This is a genomic window from Paenibacillus sp. GL_099_B (assembly GCF_057835695.1).
In genome coordinates this window covers 3,012,391-3,034,056 of record NZ_CM174430.1, presented here as the reverse complement: position 1 = coordinate 3,034,056, position 21,666 = coordinate 3,012,391, and the positions used below count along the sequence as shown (strand labels likewise).

Below are 21,666 nucleotides of genomic sequence, written 5' to 3'. Positions count from 1 at the left end.
AGAGGAGATCACTCAATACTATTAAATATCTCTTATATCTACAATAAACAAATAAAACTCAACATGCAAGAAAAATATTCTTTTCTTGTTATCGCTGCTATTAGGTTTCAATGACCTGTATCACAGAAAATCATTTTTAACAATTAAAAAAAACCTTGTTTTTAAATTGTTCACAATCAAATGACATTATTTTAAATACTAAATCGTTAATTAATTCACATAGTGTATTGGATGCTATAATAAAACCACGAGATATATAAGTATAGATATAGGAAGTGAGTTCTTGAAAACATTGAATAAAGGGTCACGGCCCGAAATCAACCTGGAGTATACTAGCTCGATTCCGAAAGTATTCTTTGATACGATCAAGATCGGAATCATCAAATCCAATCTGATCGCCATGTTTGCCGGTTTAAGTTTGGCTTTGTATGTATTTGATGCATCCATTTTAGCTAATATTGTACCCATTATCCTTTCTGTCATCGGGTCTTCCCTGATTATCGGAGCGGCCGGGGTGTTTAACAATTTGTACGATCGGGATATCGATGCGATCATGGAACGCACCAAAACACGTCCGACGGTAACTGGTCGTGTAGATACCAAAACAGGATTGATCCTCGGTATTGCCATTACGATTATCGGAGGCATCATGTTGTATATCGCTTCCCCTTCGGCTGCCGTATTCGGCATATTGGGACTGTTGCTGTACGTGTTCCCTTATACGATGTGGACCAAGCGGACAACGGTATACAATACGGAAGTAGGAAGTCTTTCAGGCGCTGTTCCTCCACTCATTGGTTGGGCAGCCATTTCACCAGAGCTGGGTCACTATGAAATTTGGGCTTTGGTTGTTACTATGCTGTTATGGCAGATGCCTCACTTCTATGGCATTGCCATCCGGAGATTCGATGAATACAAAGCGGCTGGCGTTCCCATGCTTCCTGTCGTAAAAGGAATCAGACGGACATACATCCAGACGAATGTTTATCTGGTATTGTTGTTATTCTCCAGCTTCTTGTTCTGGCCGATGAGTCCGTTCATTGCCATTGTTGCGTTTCTGGTAAGCTTGGCCTGGCTTATTCTTAGTGTGGCAACTTTCGATAAGAAAGAAACCAAGAAATGGTCACATAAAATGTTTATTTTCTCCATTAACCACATCACGATTATCTTCCTGGTCATCATTGCTTATTCATTGATTGCACAACTGATCAAATAAAGATTGACCCAATGAGCAATAATAAAAGCCGTACAGATCTTAACTCTTTCGAAAAGAGTTATCTGTACGGCTTTTTTCATTTGTTATATATCATATATCTTATCCTATCCCACTTTAACCGGTGTTTGCTCACCTTGCCAAAGTAGTTGCATCTCTTCGTTTGTAGCAAGCAATTCTGATAAGCTGCCCTCGGCCTCAATTCGTCCATCCTTCATGACAATGATATGATCTGCCTTGGCAAGTGCTGCTCTACGGTGAGACACCGCAATACATGTGACATCTGGCTCCTGGAACAAACCTTCCCAGACCTGTTGCTCGGTTTCCACATCCAGTGCACTGGACAGATCATCGAAGATGAACAAGTCCGCTTCCGTCATCAGCATACGCCCAGTTGCTGCGCGCTGAATCTGACCACCAGACAGCATGACACCTCTTGGACCTACGGACGTTTCGAGTCCTTGATCCAGGTTTTGAATATCCTTATCCATTACAGCCAAGCGTATGGCTTTTGCAAGTGCGACTTCCGTACGGCCCTGTTTACCCTGAACAATATTCTCTTTCAGCGTATCACTGAACAGTCGAGGTACTTGCGGCGTATATGCTGCTCTAGGCGGCATCAGGAAGGTAGCGGGATCTACATCTTTACCATTCCAGCGAATCGTGCCCTCCTGTTTGGGCAGCAGTCCCAGAAGTGTGCGGACCAGTGTCGACTTGCCAGAACCGATCCGTCCAGTGATGACCAGAAATTGTCCCCGCTTCACACGGAAGCTGATATCCTGTATTCCATTTGCAGAATGAGGATATTGGTACGCCAGATTGCTGATCTCCAGCTCTCTTAGCTTCTCTTTAGGATCTCTCTGTTCATTAGGAAGCTCAGGCGGATCTTCATTCAGATAAGTCTCTCTGAAATCCATGATCCGGTCTTCCTCACCAGGACGAAACAGGGTTCGCATGCGATCAAAAGATACTTTGAGCCGTTTATGCTGGAATACCATATAGCCAAACAATGAAATGCTAAAGCCAATATTGGCAAGATAACTGGTGAACAAGGCAAAATTACCTACGGTGAAATTGCCTGATTTCATCTCGGCTGCACACATCAGAAGAATGAGACCTGTACAAATACTCATAACATGCTGATTAAGTGATCTCATCCACTGTTTGAACAGATTATCCCGGAGTGCGGCCTGACGACGTTCTTCATTCAGTTTGTTAAAACGAGTAGAGACATGTTCTTCTGCCTGCCCAAGTTTCAGTGCCTGCACCGCTCCAAAGGTTTCGGCAATGAAACTGGTGATTCGCCCTGTGGACTCACGATTGACTTGAGCATATCGACGAGCCCGATTACCAGACAAGTTATTCAGCAACGTTACGACTACCAGCGGCAATACCGCAACGAGAGTGATTTTCCAGTTAATGTTCGCCATGATGACGATGGATACAATGGCGAACACGAGCCTTCCCCAAAAATCCACCCAGGATTCCACATACTCAACCACTTCATCCACATCATCCCGAAAGCGACTCATCGCCTCCCCCGGTGAAGCTGGCAGATTACGTCCTGGCCAGCGCATAATCCCAGCGAGCATATTGGTACGCAGAATGGCCTGAATATGGTAGATATACGTGATCCATGCATAGAATGCGGCAAAAAACGTGCCTACTCTTGTCGCTCTGATCAAAGCAATGAAGATCAGCGGAGCTGCGAGCCACATATAATCACTGGAACCCGCCGTTGCCCGGTCAAAGAACCACTGCATCCCTATTCCTATTGCCAACGGCAAAGAATGAAATATACACCATGACAATCCGTTAATCAAAAATAGAAAAGGCCGGAATCGAAACAAACGGCCTATAAATCCTGTTACAGTCACGCCAATTCCTCCTCTCGCCCCGTAATCAGCAATCTGGCATAATGTGACGTCGGATCGCTGGCGAGTTCTTCTCTGGCTCCGAATTCCAGTACCTTGCCATCACCCAATACCATAATCTGATCGACCTTTTCCAAAGTAGCCAGGCGATGTGCAATGATAATTCCGGTACATTGCTTCATCAGCTGATCAATGGCAGACTGAAGCATGCTCTCTGTAGCGGCATCCAGCCGTGAGGAAGGCTCATCGAGAATAACCAGGCTAGGTTCAGTCAGAAATACTCGCGTCAAGGCAAACAATTGAGCTTCCCCTGCGGACAATGAAGAACCGCCTGCCTTCAGATGAGTGTCCAACCCTGAGGGCTGTGATTCAATCCAATGACTTAACCCAAGTCGATCCGTTGTCTCCTTAATGATCTGATCCGAGACATCCTGGTTGAACAGGGTTAAATTGTCTCGCAACGTACCATCGAACAGCTGTACATCCTGCGTAACCATACCAACCCTGCGGTAAAGTGCAGGCAAGGTAAGCTCTGAAATATCTTTGCCACCCACACGGATTGTTCCGCTATCCAGATTGTACAGGCGCAGAAGCACACGACTGAGACTAGACTTGCCGCTACCTGTACGACCGATGATGCCAAGCCGTTCGCCAGGTTTAATGGCAAAGTTAATATTTTGCAATACAGGTTTATCCTCGTTATAACTGAAGTTCACCTGCTTGAATTCCAGACCAAGCGGCCCTTCTGGCAGCTTATCCTCTCTTCCGTTTTCGATCTCACTACGCAAAGACAACAGCTCTCTCGAACGAAGCATGCCGGATTTCGCCTTCTGAAACTCTTGAACCTGATCGCCCAACATCTCAATCGGATCATTAAGCATCTGTGTGTATTGATATATCAGAAACAGTGTTCCGATGCTGATAATGCCTTGCATGTAGTAATGAACACCGAGCAGAAGTACTGCCGTGACTGCAAGTGCGAACAGAATGACTGTCGTATTCCATGGAATAACCCGAAGCAGCCAGGCTTTCCTTCCTTTTTGAAATACAACACGCATCGAACGATAAAAGCGATTCATCACATACGGGACATGCCCGTTCGCTTGAACATCTTCAATTCCCGCAATACGCTCTTCAATTAATCCGAACAAGGATGCACTCGCTTCCCGCTCATTTTTGGAAGAGTTTACTCCCAGATTCCGAATGAACACCATAAACAGAATCGATAACAATGTAAACACCGTCATGACAATTGCAATCGGTACGTTTACGCTGAACATAAATCCGAGGATTCCGGCAAGCAATACAAAGCTCCCAACCACTTGCACAATGAACATGGCAAAGAAGTTGGAGATACTCGTTACATCACCATCCACCCGTTCTATCATCTCTCCCGGTGTCTTCACATTATGAAACCGCATATCCAGACGCAGACAATGCTTCAGGAGATCTCCCCGTAATCGGTTTGTTGCCCGCCACGCCACATCGTTACCTAGATAACTTACGGCTACTGTAATCAATTGATTTACGACGGCAACAACCAGAAACAATCCGGCAAGCTGGAACAGGTTAGAAAGGACTCCCCCACTTGCGGCCGTATCAATGAATCGTTTGATAATTTGTGGATTCAGGAGCTGCAGTCCCGTTGACGTTAGCAACATCACCATAAGCAAGGCCAATCGGCCTTTAACGGGTTTTAGATATTGCAGCAGCCAGGACATGGAGCGTTTCTCTGTTTTGGGCATGGCCCCTCACCCCTTCGTATAGCATTTCTATTCCATTTTTGCGATTCAAAGCATTTTGGTCCCTCACTAAGATGAATCATACATAACAACAATAAATGCAACATTTCCAACCCGTGGATGAATCTTACCAAGTGTGTTTACCATTTAACATTCTCCCAATCCCTCTGGCATTCTTCTCGAAATCTTTGCACCCATTGTTCAGAAATCTCGTCTGCGATCGGGTCAAAGAACGGGGGCGATACGGCAACACCGTCAGATGGAACATCCAAAAACTCTAGCACTTTCATGACGGTCCCTTCGTAATCTTGTATAAAATCCTCATAAACAATCGTCAGCGGCACAATGCCTGACTCGGACAGGAAATCTTCGATTGCAGCTTCGCACATGTTACTCTCCACAAGCAGATGTTTAATCGCATCAAAGTTATATTGATCTGCAATATCTTGTAACTGAGGACTGTCTCCGTGCTTGCGGTGCCATTCACCCGAGACAATGGCTCTCCACCATGACACAGCCAATCTGGCTTTGTTGCGACGCGTCATGTAGATATGTTTGGTGCAATTAGGGAAGCCCGTACTCCATACCTCAGCCCGCGATAACGCTGTTGGCAGACTATAGAGACTGCGGAATGCGTCAATCCATCGTTGTTCAAAATTAATTTTGATTCCGAATACTCCGTTCGACGTTGTTCCCTGATCCCAGATCTGCTCTAGATCTTCACGCTTTAATGTGTCTGGGCTCTTATGCTGATAATGCAGCCACTCGCTTGGATATCCTGCGACACCCGTAGAACTTAATGCTTCACCCAGCAGGGTACTGCCGGTTCGTTGGGAAAACCAAATGGTATAACTTTGAGCAGGTCGTTTCATATCGCTGCCTCTCTTTCTCCCCTAGGGGTAGTTTCATACCAAAAAGCACTACAAAATCTCCCTTCCATGTGCAACAAATTGGGTGGAACGCATGCAAAAAAAGCCATAGATGAACTAATGTTCATCTACAGCTTGTAACAATAAGAGAACCATATGAAATAAGAAGCGTTTCCGGATTTCTCCTCTGCACGCAATAATGATGAGCGTCCACGACAGGGGTGCACAAACATGACTGTCCAAACGCCAACACAAAAAAAACATTGGTTAAGTCACTTGCTCATGCGTATTCAGTTATCGATTCAGAATGCGCCCTGTCTGGAACATGTTCATCTTAACCACCCGTCACACATATTTGTTGTTTATTGTATTCGCTCCACCGTAATCCGTCAAGATAATATTAACTCAATTGTTATTTCCTTCATGCCACAGAACATCATATGCTGCTACTTCAACGATCATAACCCAAATAGGGAATTTCTCTGAGATTAAACATTAACTGATTCACTTTCCATTCACCATTAGTGTAAACAAATTCAATATTTCGATCATTAACATAATGAGAATCACCCGTTAATGTATTTCCGATTACGAACGATTGGGATAACGTCGCTGTTGTACTGCTTGTATAATAAACGGAAGTCTCTGGAGCATCATACGCCATCCAATCACTTACTAGATCCTGCCTCCTGAGAATAAATTGGATTAAATCTTCTGTAAAATAAGGCTTGAAATACGCACCGACCTGCTTAATCTGAGACAAGCCTGAAATTTCATTCAATTTCTCTGACAAAACATTTAACCGCCCCTGGGTTATTTTCGCAGAATTAGGTACCTGGATCGTCTCCTCTTGCATACTTACAATCATGTTTTGATTATTCAAGTGGATGGTGGCCTGTTTAGTTTGTGGATTCCACTCTAGCTTGGCTCCTAACGTTTGGCTGACAAATCTCAGCGGAACATATGCAGTATTGCCAATTATTTCAACAGGAGAATCCATTCTAATGATCTGTTCATTCACTCTCGCATTTTTAAAGTTAACCACAAGCCAAATTTCTTTTTCATCCGTTTGAATTCGAATGCTCTTCCCTTCCTTATACCACGTTACGTCTGCTCCCAAGTTGCTGGACACAACCCTCAAAGGAATTAGTACTCGGTTATTGGACAACACGCCAGTCCCAATCTCTAGCGTGGCATTCTCAGCTAAACTCCGCGTTGAAAACGCGGCAAACATAACACACGCCAGCAATGTTAAAGCGAAATTTTTAAATATCATTTGGAACCCCCATGAGAAAATGTTTAACTAATTAAACGCTGATTTCTCAATGAAAGTTACCTTTCTCCAAAAAAAGTTAAAATAGCTAATGCTTATATGCCATGCAACTGGCATCGCTTAAGCTAGGCACTCACTTGTATTGGTGTTGTTTCCCTCTCCCTGATGACAAGGCGTTTGTTCGCTACCATTAGAAAAGGCAGGCCGAGTGCTGTCGTCAGTGCCAGCGGTACAAAGATGAACAGACCATTGCCCACTCCAAATTGGGTTAATAACAGCCCTCCCAGAATCGGTGCCATTACGTTGCCCAAGTTATTGAATCCAATCGTGCCAAAGTAGGTTCCTTTCCATTCCGGTTTGGCAATACGGTCAATCAGCATATCCATCATGGTGAACATGAGTACTTCCCCAATTGTGAACACAATGACGCTGATCAACAGCAGCATAATGCCTTCAGCTATGCCAAACAGGAACAGACTTGTAGCGACTAGCAGGTTTCCAAGGATGAGGGGCACAACCGGTGGGAATTTGCTGGCCACCCGCACGATCGGGTATTGTACCACAAGTACAGTCAATGCATTAAGTGAAAGCATATAGGAATACACTTGACTTCCATGTTCAAAAAGTGGATTCTGCGCCACATACTGTGCCAGGGTCGAGCCAAAATGTCCGTAACCGAGTACGCAAAAAGTAGTCCCGATAAGTACCGGCAAAAATACGCGGTCGCGGCCGGTGGTAGCCAAGGCATCTCGTAAACGAGGCGCAGTGACCTGAACGTGTTCCGGTAGGGTTGCACGCTGTGATTGAAATTGAAGGAACAAGACCAGGCCGTAAACAACATATACCATCCCGGAGATCATAAATGGAAACGGCGATTGGGCTGATCCAAGCTGAAGTCCGATAATGGGTCCGAACACGACACCCAGATTAATGGCGGCATATCTGAGGTTGAAGACAAGCAGTTTATTTTGCGGTGGAGTAATATCCGATAGAAGTGCACGTGACGTGGGCTCAAACACGGCGCGGCATAAACCGTTTAACGTATTGGCTACAAAAAATACCCACAGATGCTCAGCTGCTGAAAAGATGAAGAAAACACATGCCCAGCCAAATACGGAGACCATCATGACTACTTTGCGACCGATTCGATCGGAAATATAACCTCCATAAAAGCTGACCATGACCCCCGCCAGAGAACTGACCGCGACGGTAACTCCAGTCTGTGTTGGTGTAGCTCCCAGTACCTGAGTCAGATAAATGGATAAAAACGGGATGCTCATGGACGTAACAAGACGTCCAAACATCGTTCCAACAATGATTGTCCATGCTAAAGGGTGAATTTGACGTAAATGTTGCTTCATGCGTATGGTTCTCCTGTTCTAGATGTTTTTGTCTCAGATGGGCTACCCTTGCCCTATCCCTTTATGTATAATTGTATGGATCAAAGGGGGAAATAAAAGTGTAAGAAAACGTAAGCACATTTCACCCTTTAAGAAGGAGCACTTCATATGGATACAGCAACAACCCATTATCTGCGTCTTGCCACAGCAAAAGAACTTTCTCTTAAATTTCATGAAGCGGTTCCGGTAACGATCGAGAGCCTTTCCGCTGCCCTATGCTGCACCCCACGCAATGTGAAGTTTATTCTGCGCAAGCTGGAGGAACAAAGCTTTATTCACTGGCAGCCCGGGCGTGGCCGGGGACATCATTCTGAGATGACATTGCTGCGCAGTGTGAATGAGGCGCTCGAGGAGAGCTTTTTGGAGCTCATGGGCAGAGGCAAAATGAAGGAAGCGATCGAGTTGATCGGCAGCACAGAGAAGAACGACGCTCTCCGGGAGCGGCTGCTGAATTCGTTGAATAAACAGATGGGATTTCACAGTCATGCTGAAACGGCCTCCGGTCAGGATGTGCTGCGCATGATGAGATCACGCAGACTAACAGGGCTGGACCCCGCTTATGTTTACACCGCTTTTGAAACCTATCTGCTGGGTCAGGTTTGCAGTACTCTGATCACCTATGATGTCAAAACCGAAACCTTCCTTCCAGAATTGGCACATATGTGGGAGTCCAGTGAGGATCATAAGATGTGGACTTTCTATCTGCGTAAAGGAGTGCGGTTCCACCATGGCCGGGCGATGACCTCCCGGGACGTCAAAGCAACCTTGCAGCGAACTCAGGATCTGGACAGCCCAATGAGCTGGCACTATCGGGATGTCGAGCGTGTCGAAGCTGATGGAGATTACTGCATCCGCTTTTATTTAAGTCGTCCCAATCGCTTCTTCCTGCACTTGTTCAGCTGTATTCCCATGACGATTCTTCCTTATGATGTAGATGTATCCAAAAAACTGATCGGTACCGGACCCTTTCAGATCATTGAAATGAATGAAGATGTTTTGGTGCTTAGTGCCTTCGATGGGTATTATGGCATCCGTCCGCATCTTGACCAGGTGGATATTTGGTTTGTACCAGAGCTGGGCCCTAATGAACATCATTATGAATTACCAAGAACTGACCGAATGAAGCTGAATACAAGCAACAATGAAACGACCCTTGTCAATTATCCAGCACTGGGTTGCCGATATATTTTATTTAATTTCCACAAAGCAGGGATCCATCACCAATTGGAATTTCGACAAGCACTTAGACTTGTTTACGATCCAGTTCGTTTAGTAAAAGAGCTTGGCGGAAACCGAATTACACCAGCGAACAGCTTTCTTCCCTGGAAAAGCGCGGTAACAACATGGCATGAAACTTCGCTTGTGGATGCCAAGAAGCTGCTGATGCGAAGTGGTTACGAGGGAGAGCCTATCATTCTGTCATACCCGGTGAATAAAGGTTTAAAAGAAGCCAATTGGTTACAACAGCGCGGAAAAGAGATTGGTTTGAACATTGAGCTTCATCTCTCTGCTCACTATCCCCATCCTGATAAATACAAGGATGCTACATTGATGATGGCTGAGGAAATTTTGGAGGATGACTGGCAATTTGGTATGATTAATTACTTCAAAAACAAATCCAATCATTTGCACGCTTACCTAACGCCTGCTGTACAGTTCATCCTGGACCAGAAATTAGACCATTTCGCCCAGCTGGATAACGAGAAACGATCGGTACTGCTGGATGAAGCAGAGGGATTGCTGCGAGATAACTGTTGGATTTTACACGGTTGTCACATGAACAAAAAAGCCCAGCTGGACCAAAGTATCTTCGGCATGCAAACGGCTGAGTTTGGGTTCATGGATATCTCCAAACTATGGATCAAAAATCAGTAGTGAGGTTTGGTTCTCACCCAAAAAATCCCCCTAAAGAATTTTTAGGGAGATTCTCCTTAGTTCACTGCATGGTTATGGCCTCGGTTTAAATGCATCCCGATACTCTTCCAGGAATGCATCGAGCGAGCGAGGCTCTCTGCCGAGCAAGCGTTGAACGGTATCTGTCGGCTTCTCAGACACAACGGTAGACATCGTCTGGATTTCCACAACGTGGTCTGCGAGCCAAGAAGGCATCTGTCCATGTTCGATCAGATCAGTTCGCAACGCCTCAGGTTTGAGGTTAACGAACTCGATCGGTCGATTGAGCAGGATGGACAATTTATCTGCAATCTGTGGATAGGTGAACGTTTCTGAACCCGTCAACGTATATATGCTGTTATCCGGCTTGAACCGTGTCATTACTTCCGCGGCAACATCTGCGATATCCCGGCAATCGATGAAGTTACACGGTGAATCTCCAATACAGCCGAAGAACATATCCTGGGTTGTTATGGTTGGTGCGAGACGCAGCAAATTTTGCATGAACGCATAAGGCCGCAATATGGTATACGTAATTCCGGATGTCACGAGAGCTTGCTCGATATCGGCATGCCATTTTGCTATAGCTACAGGTGAACGTTCCTCATAAGCTGGACTGGATATTTTGACGATATGCTTCACTCCCTCTTGCGCAGCTATCTGAATAATAGATGTCTCTAATTCCACTTGTCTTGGACTGTTGGATAACGCAAGGAATAGTTGGCTGGCACCCGCCAAAGCTCTGCGCATTGATTCAGGATCATTCGCATCGGCAATACAAAGTTCAACACCGGACAATGCCAAGTTCACGATTTGTTGACGAAGCTGATCCAGCTCTCTGCTTATTGCCCGAACGGGAACGCCGCCCTCCATCAAACGTCTCAAAAGTGCATTTCCAATCATACCTGTTGCTCCAATAATAGTAATCATGTTTTCATATCTCCTTCTCAAGTGAATTCATTTATTTTGTAAAGGAAGCTCTCCAACGCCAGGTCATGATCGTGCAGGCTAATGCACCGGACAGGGGGAAATCGAACCCGATATGATCCAGCCAAGTCCATGAAAGACTAGGGTTTACGATATGCAGCATGTTGGAAATCCCCCACGAGGCCATAAGGCCAAGCATTGCGCCTGCAAGTGCAAAGCAACCCACGACGATCACACGAGGCGTTTTCGCCACCCAGCGTCTACGGCTTCCACGATTACGCAGCCAGAGTCCAATACCGAAAGCCATCAACAGGGACGCCCCTCCAATCGTTGTTAGGGCTCGTAACTGAAGCACTTTATCAGCGGTAACGATTCCCCCGATGCCTGCCATAATGGCAGGCGATAAGTAAGCTGGGATTAATTCTCGCCATAACACAAACGGTTTTTGGCGAGGCTTTGCTGATCGAACAGCATAACTTTCCTCTGATCGAATGGGGTCTTTTTGGTTCAACATATCACTACTCCTTTTATTTGAAATTAAACTCTATGTTTCACTATGTAATTAGGCGCCTAACTATATCGCGATGAAAATGGGCTAGCTGATCTAGCCCGTTTCACCTTTCTTGTTATGCTCCTAGGATTTGGGTTCAGAGAGGTCGATTGAGTCATCTGTAAGTGCCGAGATGCCTTGGGTTACACGCCCCAGCAGATCGAGAAACACACTCCGTTCCTCAATTGTAAGCAAGCCGACCATCGCTTCCAATCTGGCAAAATGCTCCGAAGCCATATCCGTCAGCTTTTTGGCGCCTTTGGCTGTCAAGATGACTGACTTCTGACGGCCATCGACGGAACTCGTCCGACGAGCGACCAGTCCATCGCGTTCGAGAATCTCAATTAGACCAGTTACGGTTGCACGAGTAACGCCCAGATTTTCCGCGAGTTGAGAGGGCAGCTCTTCACCATCGTTATCCTCTAGATCTGCTAACAGACGATAACGACCTGTCGATAAACCAAATCTGGCGAAGTGAATTTCCGCAGCATGCCCAAGCTTGGCTCCCGCTACCATCAGCCTGGATGCAACAAGCACGGCTTGTGCATCCACATCTAATTGATAGCGATCAACCTGTCGCTTCGTTTGTACTAACGAGGGGATGAGATACATGTCATTTGTTTCTTTATTATGGTTGCTCATAGATATAATATGGCGCCTAACTATATATTTGTCAACTTTTATTCAGCACTTTCTATCCACTCCGATTTCCGTCTAACGTTAAAGAGCCGTTGACTTATCACAAGGATAAGTCAACGGCTCTTTTGTCCAACAAAAGAGAATCCGTTCATACACATAAAGAAATCTTAAACCATGGGCATGTCTGCAATGGTACATACTATATATTCTCCATTGTCATGTTCGTTTGCAAATCATAAACGATCCGTAAGTTTCTTGATTTTGTAAAACTCCTCCATCACTTGCATAATGGATTCACTTTTAATTGGTTTGCTTACATACGCATCCATTCCAGCCTTCAGACATTTGTCCATATCCCCTCTAACTGCGTTCGCAGTAACGGCGACAATATAAGGGCATGCCTCTGGCCGCATTGATTCCTTAATGGCTTTGGTCGCTTCGAATCCGTTCAGTCGAGGCATGTGCACATCCATAAACACAATATCGTACGCACTTCGTTTGACAGCTTCCACTGCCTCTATTCCATTCACTACATAATCGACAAGATGTCCTTTCTTCTCAATCATCCGGCGCAGAACAAGCTGGTTCACTTCATTGTCCTCGGCAATCAGAATTCGAAGTTGATCTGCTTTATTCTTTTTCTGCTGAAGATCGTATCTGTTGAATTCCTCCATGTTGCTGGCTTTAAACGACGCTGTAAAAATAAATGTGGTCCCCGGATCGTCGGACTCTTCAATCCAGATATCACCCTGCATGAGCTCTACAAGCTTCTTGCTGATGGCCAATCCAAGTCCAGTACCTTGAGGCTTGCGTGTCATGAAATTCTCCAATTGGTAGAAGGCTTCGAATAAATGCTCTCTTTTCTCCACTGGAATTCCAATCCCTGTATCCTTCACCTTGAACTGAAATTGAACGTCATTATATTCTTGTCCGGTAACCTTCACCTCGATCTCAACACGGCCTTCCGGTGTGAACTTTACTGCATTACCAATGATGTTGGTTAGGACCTGTTTTAGACGGTAAGCATCCCCATACAGGGGAACAGGAATGGCGTCATCCAGGCATAGACGAAGATCCAACTGCTTCTCCCGAATCATTGGCGTTACAATATTAACCGTCTCCGTCACGATTTCCTTAAGATCAAAAGGTTCATCCACCAGATCGGTTTTACCCGACTCTATTTTGGAAAAGTCCAGAATATCATTGATAATCGCAAGCAGCGAATCCCCGCTTTTTTGAATGATTTCAATGTATTCCTTTTGTTCTCCGCTAAGTCCAGGCGTATCCAGAAGCAAATCCGTCATCCCAATCACTCCGTTCATGGGTGTACGAATCTCATGGCTCATCATCGCCAAAAACTCACTTTTTGCCTTATTCATTCGTTCGGCAGTCTCTTTGGCTACAAGAAGCTTTTTCTGTTCCGTTATATCCTTCGCAATCAGGTAGAACCCTACGTTTTTCTCATTAATAATGATAGGTGCAAGGGTTGCCAACACTTCTGTCTCATAACCATCTGTGTGCTGAATGGAATTGATTTCCTTTTCAGCCATCTCATACTGGCTATTGAGAATAAGTCCGAGATGATACGGTCCGATGAACCTGCATATACTTGTTCCAATCATTTCCACAACCGGGCATCCAGTCATTTTCATAGCTACCGGGTTGGCATTTATGATATTGCCGTCCATATCAAAAGAAATGATGGCATCATGATTATATTTTTTGAGTGAAGTATAACGTTCCACCGATTCCTGAAGTTTGAATTCGACGAGTTTACGCTCTGTAATATCCTGCAAAGTTCCGTTTAACTGTATCGGTTGTTGATCTTCATCAAAGGTAATTAATCCCCGCAGATGAAGATACTTTTCTTTACCATCTGAGCCCAGATGTCGATATTCAAAATCAAGCGGTTGACCCGTTTTCACCCATTCAATACATTCCTTCAATCGCTGCCCCTCTGTCGGCTCCATAAATGTATAGATATCGCTGGCCTTATACAGCTTGTTTTGATCTAAGTCAAAAATCTCGAATATCTGATCAGACAAGGAAACATGGCCACTCAGCATGTTCCACTCCCAACTGCCGATCATGGCTATCCGTTCAGCTTCTGCACTAATTTCCTCATGTTTCTTTCTCTCCGATATATCCCGACCAATGGCAAGAATTTGTTGTTCCTGCCCAGGGTCTCCGATAACCTTATAGGTGGTTTCAAACCAAAGACTATGTCCATCTTTATGGCGAACCTGCATATTCAACATATGACCTGTGCTCAAATCAATCTGTGAGACACGTTCCAGATCCTGCGGGTGGAACACGGCGGTATTGTTATTCCCCACCACTTCTTCTGGCGAATAACCAAGCAGATTATAAATGGAAGGAGAACAATAACGACAAATACCGTCAAAGGTCGCTAAATAGATGATTTCCTGTGCATTATCGGAAATAAGTTTGAACATTTCTTCCGTTTGAAGCAGCTTTAGTTCGGTTGTTTTATGATCCGTAATATCTACAACGTGGCAAATAAAATACAGAGGTTCACCGCTGACTTCGTTCCTAGCCAAGGATATATGCAGTGATATCCATAAAACATCTCCATTTTTCTGAATATAACGCTTTTCATATCTGTACTCTTGAGATTTACCTTCACACAGTTCGCTCTCGTACATCAGATCCTGTGCTAAATCATCGGGATGGGTGATCTCCTGGTAATGAAGAAGGATTAATTCTTGAGCTGTATAACCGAGCATACTGCAAAAAGCAGGATTCACTTTCATCCACTGTCCTGTTGGAGCAACAAGTGCAATCCCAATAGGTGCTTGATTATAAATCTGCTCAAACAATCCATGATGATCGACCTTTTGAACCTGCATCTTAAGCTCTCCTTTTGGTGTATAAACACAATATTTGCTTAATACCCGAATTTTCAATTGTTGAAACATCTCATTTTCTAAGAGTTTGTGTCATTAAAGCAAAATAAGACCTGGATTCTATTCGCATGGAATCCAGGCAACTTTGTTTTATTTCATATAAATCATGCTGAGCATGGGATTAGTCAGGAAAAAATCTCAACGTTCCCGTCCAATGATGTAATCCAACAGATGCCTCAGAAAAGAAATCGGCTTTGGCATTTCGTTCAGCGCATCGGTTGCGAGACAGTAGTGCTCCCACATCTCTTTCTTCGCGCCATCTTCACCCAGAATGGATACAAAGGTTGAGCTGTTGTTCCGTACATCCTGACCTGCCGGCTTACCGAGTACCCGATGATCCCCTTCCAGGTCCAGCAGGTCATCCTTAATTTGAAAGGCGATACCCGCATGATACGCAAACTTCTTTAAGGAGGCAATCTCCATTTCCTTCACCTGAGCCAGAATGGCTGGCATCACAAGTGCAGCCTCGAAAGCAATGCCTGTTTTGTAGAAACAGATCATGTTCAATTGTTCCAGGGTCAATGCTTTGCCTTTGGCATTCAGATCCATCGCCTGTCCCATACACATATCTTCTGCTTTTTCAGCGGAATATTGAATCAGGGTAAGCACGGTTGCGGCATCAAACTGATTGAGGGAAGATTGCTCGCCAATGGCCTTTTGAATGAGAAATAAACCTGTCAATTCCGCTGTTGCGCTGTTATGCACCTGATGTAAGGTAGAGCGCCCCCGCCTGGTCGAAGCATTATCCTGGGTAGGCAGATCATCAAAGATCAGTGAAGCCGTATGCATGTATTCCAGTGATCTTAGAAGAGGAATGATAGATGATTCATGCAGACCATATTCACGCACACCCATCACCCAGGTCAGGATCGGCCTTAGCCGTTTTCCATCTCCTTGTAAACTGTAATTCGCTGCATCAATAAGTGTGCCTTTCATCTCCGGAAGTCCACCCGGCTTGGATATCTGCAATTCAATATTGATCTGTTCACGAACCGTGCGAATCGTATCCAGAAAATCCTGTTTTTCCTGCTTGTCATTCTGCAATTGAAGGATGACCTGATCCCGCAGCAATTTATCCAGGAAATCCACATCATCGGCTTTTCGCACCATTTGCTGAATGAGGCGATTGAATTCAGGTTGTCCGGAGGCAAAGATGTTCATCACTTCGTTGTATTGTTCTTGACCCAAACGCTCTCTACAACGCTTAAGACCATTAATAGCCCGATCCAGTATGACCTCCCGGGTCTTCGCATCTGAATGGTACACCTCATGAATCAGATAAGAGATAACCGCCCAGTATAGTTCATACGGATTGATCAGATCGGGCCGCAGGTCACGATACTTCAGATAGTAAGTATATGGAGTCACTGCTCTCTCCTCCATATCGTCAAACATATCAGCGAAATCGTCCGCGAGCTGATTATAAATGCCATAGTAGAATGTCCGCAGATCAAAACCTTCATCCGCAGATGCACTGAGCACGGAACGAACAATGAGTCTGGAGGATGAGGATTTAATAATGATTGGAATATAAAGTTCTTCATTGGAGTAATTCGCGTTCGATAGTTTCTTGGCACGGTCTATTTCCTGAGATTGAAAGAATACATAGGATTGCTCGAAGAATGTGCGCTGCGTCTCAGGGCGCTGGTAGTTCTTGATATACTCGAACGCATCACGCAGCTCGGCATGAACATATTGAATGACTTTGAGATTGTCTCCCTTCCATTCGCCGATATCCGGCACAATCCCGGTGAGAAGCGCATTGCGAATTAAGAGAGAATACTGTTCCTTCTCTTGCGCAGTCAACGCCTGCGAATCCAGCAGGTCATCAATAAATGGATAGGTCAATCCGTAAGAATAACCGAGCCTAATCGCAGCGTCCAGCCTCTCGGAACGTTCTACCTGGGGAGTCTCATCATTCATATCATCGTTCACATGCAGAACAACACCAAGAATGATCTTGAGCAGCTTGCGCTGTGCCTGTTCTGAATCCAGTTCTTTGGGAATATTGGAAGCAACATTTTTCAATTTGCTGATGACCCAGATAACAGCTGTTTCCACGTTCTCCTTCTGGGCCCAGCGATACAAAGCGGCCAGACTGATATAATCTGGGCTTCCCTTGCGGTGGGTTGTATTTGAACGCATAAAATACGCTTTGGTATCCTGAGCGACACGCTTAATGCGTGCTTGGGTATCCAAGGAGTCCAGGGCTTTGCCCAGATCTCGCATATAAATGTAAGAAATACTGCGATCCAAGTAATCATCCAGTTTGCCTGTAACATTAAGCCAATGGATATATCTATGAGCATCCCGGGAATCCGGTTTTCTTTGACTTGGTGATAAAAAAGATAACCAGGAAAAAGGTTGAATATGTTTTTTTTGCCACAAGTGAATATCTTGCGTAAGTGCAGTGGTATACGTGTTATTCAGAAGTTGTTCATGAAGAGAAGTAAAATACTGAGCTGCCTTCTGCTCAGCCAACCGATATCCTGCATCAGCCTGATCTGTGAGTACGTTATTCATAGGATGGATACCTCAACTTCTCATAATGTTAAACATGTATCCATGAAAGGAGTTTGAGGGTGCTCCATGGACGAAAACTGATGTGAATTCATGCAACAACAAATTCGCCAGCTCATGTTCATAACCTTTATACGGCATTCCATCCGTTTGGTTACGAAATCGTCATGGACGCTTCAATCCTGTGTGGTTTTACAAAATCGAAGACCATACCTTCACTGCTGTAATGGCGATAAGAACCATCAGTCCGTACCTAAGAAGTCTCACATTAATCATTGAACTCACTTTGGAACCAAGTGAAGCACCAAGCAGACTCCCGATAACCGTATAAATGATGGGCTCCAACGGAATGTCCCCACCCAGAATTTTTCCCACCACCCCACCAATGGCGGAGATGAATACAATCGCAAGCGAAGAAGCAATGGTCGTCCGGGTAGGGATCTTAAGCACGGTGAGCATGATCGGAATCAATATAAAAGCACCACCCGCACCGACAATTCCCGACACGATCCCTACGGCAAAAGCCGATCCCGCCGCAACATATGTGTTAAATGTCACCTGTTCAGCCGAGCCTTCTGTTCCCTTACCGGGAATCAGCATAAGTACAATTGCGATAATGGCCAGAATGCCATAGATCAGATTGATGACTTCTCCATTCAGGTGACCGGATATGAAGCCGCCAATCAGGCTGCCGACCAGAATACTGGAGCCCATGTAAGCCACCAGACCTTTATGAATGAGAACTTCGCTCTTTTTTCCGTTCCCTGCTCTTCTAAGGTAGGCAATCACACCAGCGAGCGAGGCAAAAAACACCTGAAACATGCTGATCGACGACACCTCATGTGCCGAGAACGGTTCCAGCCCCATGAGAGAAGGTACATACAACAACAGCGGGTAATTAATTATGGCTCCACCTATACCCAACAAACCGGAGAAGAAGGAACCGACCAGACCCAGTATAAACATGATGACAAAAAGCAGAGTATCCATCGGTTTTTCTTCCTTTCTTGCGGTGTAAAAAATGATGCAAAAAACAGTATACGCAGTTAAAATAATCGGCTATAATAAAAACCAAGTAAATTAATCCGAAATGAGTGATTAAGCATGTTTAACGTGTTGAAGACTCTTTTTGAAAATAAATGCCCGCAGTGCAACGAAAAATTACAATTTCACAGTGATGCGTTATGCGCTACAAAAACATGCTCCCAATGTCACTACAAAGAAGAGAGCTATGGCTCTCTAGGTGTGCGTATTGTCTATGACACCACAAAATGATAAAAGACGCATGCCTGCTTATTGTATCATGATCTCTGAACTCCCGGGATGACTATATAGAATTATTTTCATAATAAATACTCTTCTTATATTGATTGCAAAAAAACGGTGCAGAACGATTTATTCGTTCTGCACCGTTTTTTCTTTTATTTTTCAGAGACGGACTGCACTACCTTACTGTCCAAATCTTATTTTGTTTTGAAGCTGAGGAATCCATCATCTACTGCAACCGTTGTACCATTCACTGCACTGGCAGCGTCACTGAACAGGAAGGCTACAACACTCGCAACTTTCTCCGGTTGAATGAGCTCTCCGCGCATATGTTGGGTGGCAAGCGCATCCTTCATCGCTCTGTCATCACCCAAAATCGGTGTCTCAATAAAGCCTGGCGCTACACCAACCACACGAATGCCATGCTCGGCAAGTTCCAAAGCACCGGATTTGGACATCATCACGACAGCTGCCTTGGCTGCATTGTAGTTAAAGCTTCCCACCGCAGCAATACTGCCATAGATCGAAGCTGTATTTACAATGGTACCCTGTACATTCAGTTCAACCATTTTCTTGGCGCCATAATACATGCCGTAATACACACTGTGTTGGTCAACATCGATTACTCTGTGATAGGATTCCGGGTCCATCTCCAGAAATGGCTTCACGAGTCCAATACCCGCGTTGTTGAAAATACCGCTCAATGTTCCGTATTTCTCTACGGTCCAGTCGATCAGAGCTTTGATCTCATCTCCTTTGGACACGTCCACTTTGTATGCCCCGGCTGTGCCGCCACCTGCTTCAATCTCCGATGCAAGCTTTTTGGCACCCTCTTCGTTATAGTCTGCTATGACAATCGTTGCACCCAGATCCGAAAGCTGAAGCGCTGTTTCTTTACCAATACCACTCGCTCCGCCGGTGATAATGATTACTTTTCCATTTTGTTCAGACATAACGTAGGTCTCCTTTGATAAGAACATATTGTCATATCGTGCACACAAATCCATTACATAGTCTTGCTAGTGTGAAGCTAAATATTCATCTGACTCGGATGCAGGGTCAAATTTTTCCTTACTCATAAACCAAGCAGCCAATAGAGCAATAACGGCCGGAATGATGGCCCAGGCAAACGTATGAACGATGGATGAGGACAATGCTTCTGTAATCTTATCCAACATTGGCGCAGGAATATCAGCACGAGTGTCCGGTTTTAGGACTAAGCTAGGATCACTCAGATTCACGCCACCACCCTGCTCACTACCATTACTATTTCCAAAGAAGGAAACCAATTTACTCGCAAATACGTGACTCTGTACGATACCAAATACCGTAATTCCCAACGTCATACCGAGTTCCCTATTGAAGTTAAGGGTTGAGCTGGCAGAACCGCGCTGTCTTGCTGAGAAACCGTGAATGGCTGCATTGCTCAATACAGAGAACGAAGACCCAATGCCCAGACCAACCAGAATCATGAAAATGGTCACCATAAATCGGGAGGAATCCGTCGTTAACGTTGTCAGCAAGGCGATACCAATGACCAGCAGCGCAAGTGTGGGTAACATGATGGAGCGGTATCTGAGCTTGGTAAGCATGGCTCCTCCACCCGCAGCTGTTACAACTGATCCAAGCATCATCGGCAGCAGAACCAGACCGGAGTTGGTAGCTGATCCACCAAGTACGCCCTGAACATAAATGGGGATATAGATGGAAGCTGTAATAAAGGCTGCACCGCTAAATATAGCCATTAGATTGCTGGTGGAGTACAGCCGGTTTTTGAACATGCTGAATGTAATAATTGGTTCTGCCACACGCCGCTCTATGAACACAAATGCAGTTATCAGCACGGCGAACGAGGCAAACAAACCCACGATCATACTGGAATTCCAGGCATATTCCTTGCCTCCAAGTTCAAGTGCAAACATGAGACACACGATGGAAGCTACCAGTGTGAATGCGCCAAAATAGTCAATTTTCTGTTTGGAATGCTCTACGGATTCTTTATAGAAGAATGCAATCATGACAAAGGCGATCAGACCAAGTGGCAGGTTGATATAGAAAATCCAGGACCAATGAATGTAATCAGTGAGATAGGCTCCGAGAAGTGGTCCGAAAATACTGGATAAACCAAAGACTGCACCAAATAGTCCCCCCACTTTACCCCGTTTGTCTGCGGGAACGACATCGAACATAATGGTAAATGCGATCGGCATCAACGCTCCGCCGCCGATTCCTTGAATCGCACGATAAATGCTGAGCTGAATGATAGAATCCGCTGTCCCGCACAATGCAGAACCAATCATAAATACAATGATTCCAAAAATGAAAAATCGCTTGCGGCCATACATATCCGATAGTTTACCGAAGATCGGCATACCCGCCATCTCCGCAACCATATAGGCAGAGGTGACCCACATTAATTTATCAAATCCGCCAAGATCACCCACAATGGTACCAATTGCAGTGGCTACGATGGTGTTATCCATCGAAGCCATGAGAATGGCAAGCAGCAAGCCTGCAAGAATAACGCCTAATTTATTGCTTTTTACCATGATTATTTTTCCCCTTATCCATTC

General features: G+C 45.0%; 15 protein-coding genes. 2 read left to right on the top strand and 13 right to left on the bottom strand.

Going from position 1 to position 21,666, the window contains the following annotated elements:
- Positions 1-292: 292 nt before the first annotated feature.
- Entirely contained in the window at positions 293-1,216 is a 924-nt protein-coding gene (gene cyoE, locus AC3ITG_RS14065) for a heme o synthase (RefSeq protein WP_413379633.1), read from the top strand.
- A 104-nt stretch (positions 1,217-1,320) separates the two neighbouring features.
- On the opposite strand, the gene AC3ITG_RS14060 is transcribed toward cyoE, so the two are convergent.
- The 5 genes from AC3ITG_RS14060 to AC3ITG_RS14040 form a co-directional block, all read right to left on the bottom strand.
- Entirely contained in the window at positions 1,321-3,090 is a 1,770-nt protein-coding gene (locus AC3ITG_RS14060; protein ID WP_489254089.1) for an ABC transporter ATP-binding protein, read from the bottom strand.
- Positions 3,087-4,832 (bottom strand): ABC transporter ATP-binding protein, encoded by a 1,746-nt coding sequence (locus AC3ITG_RS14055; RefSeq protein WP_489254088.1) that lies wholly within the window; start codon positions 4,830-4,832, stop codon positions 3,087-3,089. The genes AC3ITG_RS14060 and AC3ITG_RS14055 overlap by 4 nt, the downstream gene beginning before the upstream one ends.
- A 137-nt stretch (positions 4,833-4,969) precedes the next feature.
- Entirely contained in the window at positions 4,970-5,701 is a 732-nt protein-coding gene (locus AC3ITG_RS14050; protein WP_489254087.1) for a Stf0 family sulfotransferase, read from the bottom strand.
- Positions 5,702-6,149: 448 nt separating this feature from the next.
- Complete coding sequence (locus AC3ITG_RS14045; RefSeq protein ID WP_489254086.1) at positions 6,150-6,974, bottom strand: stalk domain-containing protein; 825 nt, start codon at positions 6,972-6,974, stop codon at positions 6,150-6,152.
- A gap of 122 nt (positions 6,975-7,096) precedes the next feature.
- Positions 7,097-8,332, bottom strand: coding sequence for an MDR family MFS transporter (locus tag AC3ITG_RS14040; RefSeq protein WP_489254085.1), 1,236 nt, complete (start codon positions 8,330-8,332; stop codon positions 7,097-7,099).
- 147 nt (positions 8,333-8,479) lie between these two features.
- Between AC3ITG_RS14040 and AC3ITG_RS14035 the strand changes: the two genes are divergently transcribed.
- The gene (locus tag AC3ITG_RS14035; RefSeq protein ID WP_489254084.1) at positions 8,480-10,246 is read left to right on the top strand and encodes an ABC transporter substrate-binding protein; all 1,767 of its coding nucleotides are present in this window, start codon (positions 8,480-8,482) and stop codon (positions 10,244-10,246) included.
- A 72-nt stretch (positions 10,247-10,318) separates the two neighbouring features.
- Here AC3ITG_RS14035 and AC3ITG_RS14030 read toward each other — a convergent pair whose 3' ends face one another.
- The 8 genes from AC3ITG_RS14030 to AC3ITG_RS13995 all read right to left on the bottom strand — a co-directional run bounded on the left by AC3ITG_RS14030 (position 10,319) and on the right by AC3ITG_RS13995 (position 21,642).
- The gene (locus AC3ITG_RS14030; protein ID WP_489254083.1) at positions 10,319-11,194 is read right to left on the bottom strand and encodes an SDR family oxidoreductase; all 876 of its coding nucleotides are present in this window, start codon (positions 11,192-11,194) and stop codon (positions 10,319-10,321) included.
- Positions 11,195-11,225: 31 nt separating this feature from the next.
- Entirely contained in the window at positions 11,226-11,705 is a 480-nt protein-coding gene (locus AC3ITG_RS14025; protein ID WP_489254082.1) for a hypothetical protein, read from the bottom strand.
- A gap of 120 nt (positions 11,706-11,825) precedes the next feature.
- A complete protein-coding gene (locus tag AC3ITG_RS14020) occupies positions 11,826-12,383 on the bottom strand; it encodes a MarR family winged helix-turn-helix transcriptional regulator (RefSeq protein WP_489254081.1) in 558 nt (185 codons plus the stop codon).
- A gap of 230 nt (positions 12,384-12,613) precedes the next feature.
- Positions 12,614-15,250 (bottom strand): PAS domain S-box protein, encoded by a 2,637-nt coding sequence (locus tag AC3ITG_RS14015; protein WP_489254080.1) that lies wholly within the window; start codon positions 15,248-15,250, stop codon positions 12,614-12,616.
- Between the two features lie 195 nt (positions 15,251-15,445).
- On the bottom strand, positions 15,446-17,830 hold the full coding sequence (locus tag AC3ITG_RS14010; RefSeq protein ID WP_489254079.1) for a polyprenyl synthetase family protein: 2,385 nt from the start codon (positions 17,828-17,830) through the stop codon (positions 15,446-15,448).
- A gap of 189 nt (positions 17,831-18,019) precedes the next feature.
- Complete coding sequence (locus AC3ITG_RS14005) at positions 18,020-18,817, bottom strand: sulfite exporter TauE/SafE family protein (protein ID WP_489254078.1); 798 nt, start codon at positions 18,815-18,817, stop codon at positions 18,020-18,022.
- Between the two features lie 473 nt (positions 18,818-19,290).
- On the bottom strand, positions 19,291-20,046 hold the full coding sequence (locus AC3ITG_RS14000; RefSeq protein WP_489254077.1) for an SDR family NAD(P)-dependent oxidoreductase: 756 nt from the start codon (positions 20,044-20,046) through the stop codon (positions 19,291-19,293).
- Between the two features lie 66 nt (positions 20,047-20,112).
- Entirely contained in the window at positions 20,113-21,642 is a 1,530-nt protein-coding gene (locus tag AC3ITG_RS13995) for an MDR family MFS transporter (protein ID WP_489254076.1), read from the bottom strand.
- Positions 21,643-21,666 lie beyond the last annotated feature (24 nt).